5 protein-coding genes are annotated in these 6,420 nt (G+C 59.2%); 3 read left to right on the top strand and 2 right to left on the bottom strand.

The annotated features are described in order from the left end of the window. Both AC04MI_RS22400 and AC04MI_RS22405 read right to left on the bottom strand, forming a co-directional pair. A partial coding sequence (locus AC04MI_RS22400) for a multicopper oxidase family protein (RefSeq protein ID WP_476498742.1) occupies positions 1-1,136 on the bottom strand: 1,136 nt, incomplete at its 3' end. 18 nt (positions 1,137-1,154) lie between these two features. Then, positions 1,155-2,588 (bottom strand): TolC family protein, encoded by a 1,434-nt coding sequence (locus tag AC04MI_RS22405; RefSeq protein WP_476498743.1) that lies wholly within the window; start codon positions 2,586-2,588, stop codon positions 1,155-1,157. Positions 2,589-3,047: 459 nt separating this feature from the next. On the opposite strand from AC04MI_RS22405, the gene AC04MI_RS22410 reads away from it, so the two are divergent. From AC04MI_RS22410 to AC04MI_RS22420, 3 genes are read left to right on the top strand one after another with little or no spacing between them, the layout of a single operon-like run. Continuing rightward, entirely contained in the window at positions 3,048-3,734 is a 687-nt protein-coding gene (locus AC04MI_RS22410; protein ID WP_476498744.1) for a heavy metal response regulator transcription factor, read from the top strand. Next, a complete protein-coding gene (locus AC04MI_RS22415; RefSeq protein WP_476498745.1) occupies positions 3,731-5,137 on the top strand; it encodes a heavy metal sensor histidine kinase in 1,407 nt (468 codons plus the stop codon). The genes AC04MI_RS22410 and AC04MI_RS22415 overlap by 4 nt, the downstream gene beginning before the upstream one ends. Then, positions 5,130-6,392, top strand: coding sequence for a type II restriction endonuclease (locus AC04MI_RS22420; RefSeq protein WP_099730238.1), 1,263 nt, complete (start codon positions 5,130-5,132; stop codon positions 6,390-6,392). The genes AC04MI_RS22415 and AC04MI_RS22420 overlap by 8 nt, the downstream gene beginning before the upstream one ends. The last annotated feature ends 28 nt before the right edge of the window (positions 6,393-6,420 follow it).

Consider the following 6,420-nt stretch of genomic DNA (forward strand, 5'->3'; position numbering starts at 1 on the left):
GTGTTGTCCGGAATGGGCATTTCCATTTCCGTCATGTCTGCCATGCCGCGCTCGCCCATGACCATGTAGTCGGGGATCAGGTTGTTGATCTTCTTGGCAACGCCGCGGTGGTCCACGCCAATCATGGTGGGAATGTCGTGRCCCATYGCRTTCATSGTGTGGTGGCTCTTGTGGCAGTGGAASGCCCAGTCGCCYTCYTCGTCSGCSAGGAACTCRATCTGGCGCATCTGGCCSACGGCSACGTCGGTKGTCACTTCATAGAGACGGGTGCTCTTGGGCGTGGGACCGCCGTCCGTGCCCGTTACCAGAAACTCGTGTCCGTGCAAATGCATCGGGTGGTTGGTCATGGTGAGATTRCCGATGCGRATSCGCACCTTGTCRTTGAGCCGSACGTTSAASGARTCGATGCCAGGAAAGATGCGGCTGTTCCAGGTCCACAARTTGAAGTTCAGCATTTCCGCGACCTTGGGCGTCGCGGCGCCGGGCTCGATGTCGTAGGCGCTCAGGAGGAAACAGAAGTCCCGGTTCACTTCGTCGATCAGCGGATGTTTGGTCTTGGGATGCGTGATCCAAAAACCCATCATGCCCATGGCCATCTGGGTCATTTCGTCGGCATGGGGGTGGTACATGAATGTCCCCGGACGGCGCGCAACGAACTCGTAGACGAAGGTTTTGCCGGACTGGATCGCTGGCTGATTCAAGCCCGCCACGCCGTCCATGCCATTAGGCAAACGCTGCCCGTGCCAGTGGATACTGGTGTGCTCGGGCAGTTTGTTGGTAACAAAAATGCGGACGCGGTCGCCTTCCACCACCTCGATGGTGGGACCTGGGCTCTGGCCGTTGTATCCCCACAGGTGGGCCTTGAAACCGGGCGCCATTTCGCGCACCACGGGTTCTGCCACCAAGTGGAACTCTTTGACCCCCTGGTTCATGCGCCASGGCAGSGTCCAGCCGTTGAGCGTGACCACGGGGTTGTAGGGGCGCCCCGAATTGGGCACCAGCGGCGCCATGGTGTCTGCACTCGTCTGGAACACTGGCTCTGGCAGAGCGGCCATCGCCACCCGGCTCACACTCGCTGCGGCCACAGCCCCCCCAGCAATGCCAGCAAATCGGAAAAAATCTCTTCTTGAATTCATGTTGGTTTCCTTGAGGGATCAGTGACCTGCACCAGCTTCGGCTGCGGCTGCGCCACCGCCCGAGACACCTGCGCTGGTGGGCTTGCCGATGAGAGAGGCCTGAAGGGCGGCATCGGCCTGCCAGAACTGCTGTTCGGCGTTCAGGGCCGCCATCACCGAGTTCACCTGGTCGCGGGAGTCCGCAAGCAATTCAAAGACGCTGATCAGCATCCCGTTGTAGCGAAGCTGGTTTTCTTCAGAAATGGTTTTTCGCAGAGGGATCACCTCGTCGCGGTGGTGGCGCGCGATGTCATACGCCGTGCGGTACGCGGAATAGCTCTCGCGCAAGTTCGAGCCCGCCGCGCGGGCTGTGGCCTCCAGGCGGTTGGCAGCGGCCAGGGTTTGCGCGTTCATGGAATCGCGTCGCATGCCCCCCCAATCGAAGATCGGCAGCTGCAGACTGATCTCGAAGCCGCGCCGCGTCGAGTGGGTGTTCTCGGCTGCATCGAAGACAGAGTCGCGCCGTACACCCAGTTCAATGTCCGTGAAGGTCGTGATCGTGTTCCAGCCTTGCGCGCGTGCGGCTGCGTCATAGTCGGCCTTCGCGATCTGAAGATCCAGCCGCCCCTTGGACGCCTGACGGCCAGCATCTGCTGGGGACAGCGGCTCCTTGGGCAGCGTCGGCAGGCGCTCAGGCAACTTGAGCTGCTGGGCTTGGTTGTCATCAAGGCCCAGCATCCGCACCAGCTCTTCACGGGCCGCTGTGACCCCGTGCTGGGCGGTGGCCAGCTGGGTCGCTGTGTCGGCATAGAACGCTTGCTGGCGTGCACGGTCAAGCTTGTTGAAATTACCGACTGCCTGCATGCGCTTGGCCAACTCGGCGCTGGCTTGGGCGCTTGCGACAACCTGTTGGGTGTAAGTCAACGTCTGTTGCGCGGCAACAGCGCGGACCCAGGCTTGGCGCACTTGGGTCACCTGGTCCACTACATCGCTGCTGAGGCGCAGCTGAGTCTGTTTGACACGCTGCTCGGYGATACCTTTGCGCATGGGCAAGGTCAGCAGGTCAAGCAGACCGAAGGAAAGGAGGCGTCCGATCTCCGTCTCGCTGCCTAGCCGAACGCGCTCCAGGCTCAGAATAGGGTTGGCGATGCGGCYGGACTGGGCCGCCGTGGAAGCGTCCGCCCAGTTTTGAGCCACGATGGCTTGCAGGGACGGGCTATTGACCAGAGCGAGTTGAACGGCATCTTGTTGACTGAGCGGTTTGGCCAACAAGTCCGAGGCGCGTTGGCGCAAGGCATCTTGCTCATTCCGGTCCCGGGCCAGAGTAAGTCCGCCGTCCGTGAAACCGCTTGTCGCCGCGTTGGCGCTGGAGAGGTTTTGCTCCAGATTCACGCTGGCGCAGCCAGACAAGACCGCCACTGCGGCAACAGCGATCACTAGTTTGGCGCGGGGCATGCGAAGGGTACGGATCATTGTTTGCCCCCGTGGTGTGCGTCATGGCCTTGGGCTGGTTGGCCCTGGTCCGCTGCGGGTGCGGGCTGGCGCATTTCCTTGGCATAGGCGCGCCATCCTCCAATTTCGCCTACCTTGTCGTTGGCAGCCTTCCAGGGCTGGACGGATTGCTCTTTGTAGACCTCATAGCCTGTCAGAGCTGATCGGTACGAAAGTTGGTAGTCCACTTTCGGGGGTGCACCGTCTGGCATCTGAGCAAAGGCTAGCGAAGGCGCCAGCAGTGCAGCGGCCAGCCAGGGGATTGAGTTAAGTCGTGAAAGCCAGGAATTTCTCATAGATTCACCATGCGTTTTGATGCAACGCATTGTGTGAGTCAATGGCTTCCAAATAGATAACGCCTCAATTACATCTTTGTCATGTTCAAGAAAGGCGCAAATCTGCGGGCACACTGGCGGCCACTCGCAGCGCCAAGGAGGTCTCGTGAAGATACTGWTCGTTGAGGACGAAATCAAAACCGGGGAGTACCTGCGCCAAGGCTTGCGGGAAGCGGGATTCAACGCTGATCTAGTCCACAACGGTGTCGATGGTCTGCGTATGGTTCAAGAGGAAGACTACGATCTGGTAATCCTGGATGTGATGCTTCCTCGGATGGACGGCTGGCAGGTCCTCACCAATATGCGTCGCCGTGGCCTTGAGATGCCCGTGCTATTTCTCACGGCCAAGGATCAGGTGCAAGACCGGATCAAGGGGCTGGAATTAGGCGCAGACGACTATCTGGTCAAGCCGTTTTCTTTTGCCGAATTGCTGGCAAGGGCCCGGACCATACTGCGGCGCGGCCGTAGTGGCGCCGAGGTGACCATTCTGCAGGTGGCCGATCTTGAACTGGATCTTCTGCGGCGGAGAGTCAGCAGGTCCGGCAAACGCATCGACCTCACGCCCAAGGAATTCGGTCTGCTGGAACTGCTGATGCGTCGCCAAGGAGAGGTTTTGCCTCGCTCTCTGATCGCGTCGCAGGTGTGGGATATGAATTTCGACAGCGACTCCAACGTGGTCGAGGTGGCAATGCGTAGGCTTCGGGCCAAAATTGACGATGCCTATGACGCCAAACTGATCCAGACGGTGCGAGGCATGGGGTATGTGCTTGAAGCGCCACAGGAGATTCCGTGAAAGCCCGGCACTCGCTGACGACACGGCTGACGGCCTTTTTTACGCTGGCTTCTGGGCTTGTGCTCGTTGGCTTGGGGACCATCGTCGCCATTTCTATCGATCGCCATTTTGTGGAACTGGATCGCGATGCCCTGCGCGACAAGATCCACCTCACACGTGAGGTGATAGGAAAATCCACGTCACCTGAAGACCTCAAAATGCGTCTGGACGACGTCTTGCACAGCCATGAGGGCCTTTTTGTCAGCGTTTTCCGTGACAGGGCCACGCTTTACGCGACCACGGATTTCCAGTTTCCAGATGATCTCCATGCCCTGGCCCAGAGGGCCCGCCTGGGGGTTGCCTCCTGGAAAACGGAGGGGCGGGAATACCGAGGGATGTCGGCACTCGTGACGTTGCCGGGTTCCGCCGAGCCGCCGCTGCAGGTCTGGGTAGCTGTAGACATTGCCCACCACAAGCACTTCATGTACGAATTGATTTGGGTGCTTGTGGGCTATGTGGCGTTGGCCACTCTAGTGGCCGGGGTCCTGGGCTGGTGGGCCGCAAAGAATGGCTTGGCCCCCCTTCGGGCCATGAGATCTCGCGCCATGGCCATCACGGCACAGCGACTGGACGAGCGGATGCCAACCCAGGAGTTTCCAGTGGAAATGGCAGACTTGGCGACCACTCTCAACGAGATGCTCCGGCGGCTCAAGGAGGAGTTCGACCGGCTGTCCGAGTTTTCTTCGGACCTGGCTCACGAGCTGCGAACGCCCATCAACAATCTGATGACGCAGACCCAGGTCACGCTTAGCCAAGCTCGCTCCTCCGAGGAGTACCAGGACATACTGGCCTCCAACGCCGAGGAGTACCAGCGTTTGGCCCGCATGGTGGCTGACATGTTGTTCCTGGCCAAGGCTGACCACGGGCTTATTCTTCCCAGCACGGAGAGAATCGCGGTTCATGATGAAGCACAGGCCTTGTTTGATTTCTACGAGGCCCTTGCCGAAGAAAAGCGGGTCCGGCTGCAACTGATCGGAACGGCGGAGATCACTGGCGACCGGTTGATGCTTCGCCGGGCGCTGAGCAATCTCCTGTCCAACGCCGTTCGCTACACCCCCCCTGGGGAACAGGTGGTCGTTGACATTCAAGGGGACGTTCACGGAACCACCGTGGATGTAGTCAACACTGGACCTTCTATCGATGCGCAGATGATCCCCCGCCTGTTTGACCGTTTCTTTCGGGCAGACAAGTCGCGCAAGCAACTGKATTCCGATGGTGCAGGCTTGGGCTTGTCCATCACCCAGGCGATTGTTCATGCACACCGGGGCCGCATCTCAGTGAGTTCGGCCGATGGCAGGACCTGTTTTTCGATGTATTTCCCCAGTGCGCAGACCATTGGCAAGCACTTCACGACAAATGCATGACCCCTTGGCAACCCTTATTGACTGCTGGAAGGCGGATCCGAGCAGCACCTACAACAGCTGGTTCCTGTGGGATCAGAGGATCAAGAACTTCCGCTCCATACGCAGAGGCATTGCACAGGTGGTGGAGGACGTCCGGGGAGGAACGTTTGGCAACGCCTACCGAGGCTCCTCGCTGGAGACGATCGTGGGTTCCGTGGCAGAGCAGCGCCAAATTTTCAAAGGTGCGGACCACGCGTTCCTCTGGAAACCCAAGCTGAGGATTCCGGACATCTACGAGAACACGAGTAACCAGCTCGCCTTCGCAGATCTCCTTCACACCTGCGATCACTGCGATTGCGCAGAAGACGTCGTTGCCGCCATACAGCGCATCGATGCAATCGGCATCAAAGGCTTGGGCCCAGCAGTCGCCAACTTGCTGTATTTCATCCACCCAACGCTGCTCTCTCCCTTTAACACTGCCATTGTCAATGGTTTCAACGCAGTGACTGGCGGGCGCGTGAAGCTCGGACGTTGGGACCACTATCTTTCTATGCGGGAGGGCTTGCTGCGCTTGAACGCGCAGTACCGGCTGAAACTATCGAATGATCTCGGTGCGATTGCGGGACTCATGTTTGACATTGGCAGTGGCCGATATGCAGCGCCGCCACAAGCAATGGATGCGGCGACGGCGACACTCTGGCAAGAAGACCTTGAGCGTGTGCGGCAGGAATCCACCGCATTGCAACGGGAGCTGTCCCAGGCGACCGAAAGCGATGCGACCCACACGGGTATTCAGGCTTCGTTGCGCGATCTGGGCAAGTCTCTCGGGTTTGATGTCTGGATAGCGTCCAACGACCGGGGTCGCTCCTACGGCAGCGGCCTTTTGGGAGACGGATGTCTGGCGCAGTTGCCTGCCAGCGTGGACGGGGGACTGGAGTCGATTCGACTAATTGATGTCGTATGGATTGATACTCAGACATCGCTGGTCGCGGCCGCATTTGAAGTCGAGCACACCACGTCCATCTATTCGGGGATCGTGCGAATGCTCGACCTGGCCTTGGGCACGTCGGTTGCAGGCAACTGTGCATTGTTTCTTGTGGCTCCAGACAATCGCAGAGACAAGGTCGCTGAACAACTTCAAAGGCCTGCATTCTCCCGCGTTTCGGAGTTGGGAATCCGGTACCTGCCGTATAGCCAACTGGAGCAGAACCACGCTTTGATGAGCCGTTTTGGTTCCAGTATCAAGCCGCTGCTGGAGATTTCGCAGCGGCTGTGAGACCCGGTTTTTTTGCATGGTGCGGTTC

The organism is Acidovorax sp. LjRoot204 (genome assembly GCF_056175785.1).

Excerpts from the sequence above, each read along its gene's own strand:
- AC04MI_RS22420 (WP_099730238.1), top strand. The coding sequence starts at position 5,130 with ATGCATGACCCCTTGGCAACCCTTATTGACTGCTGGAAGGCGGATCCG.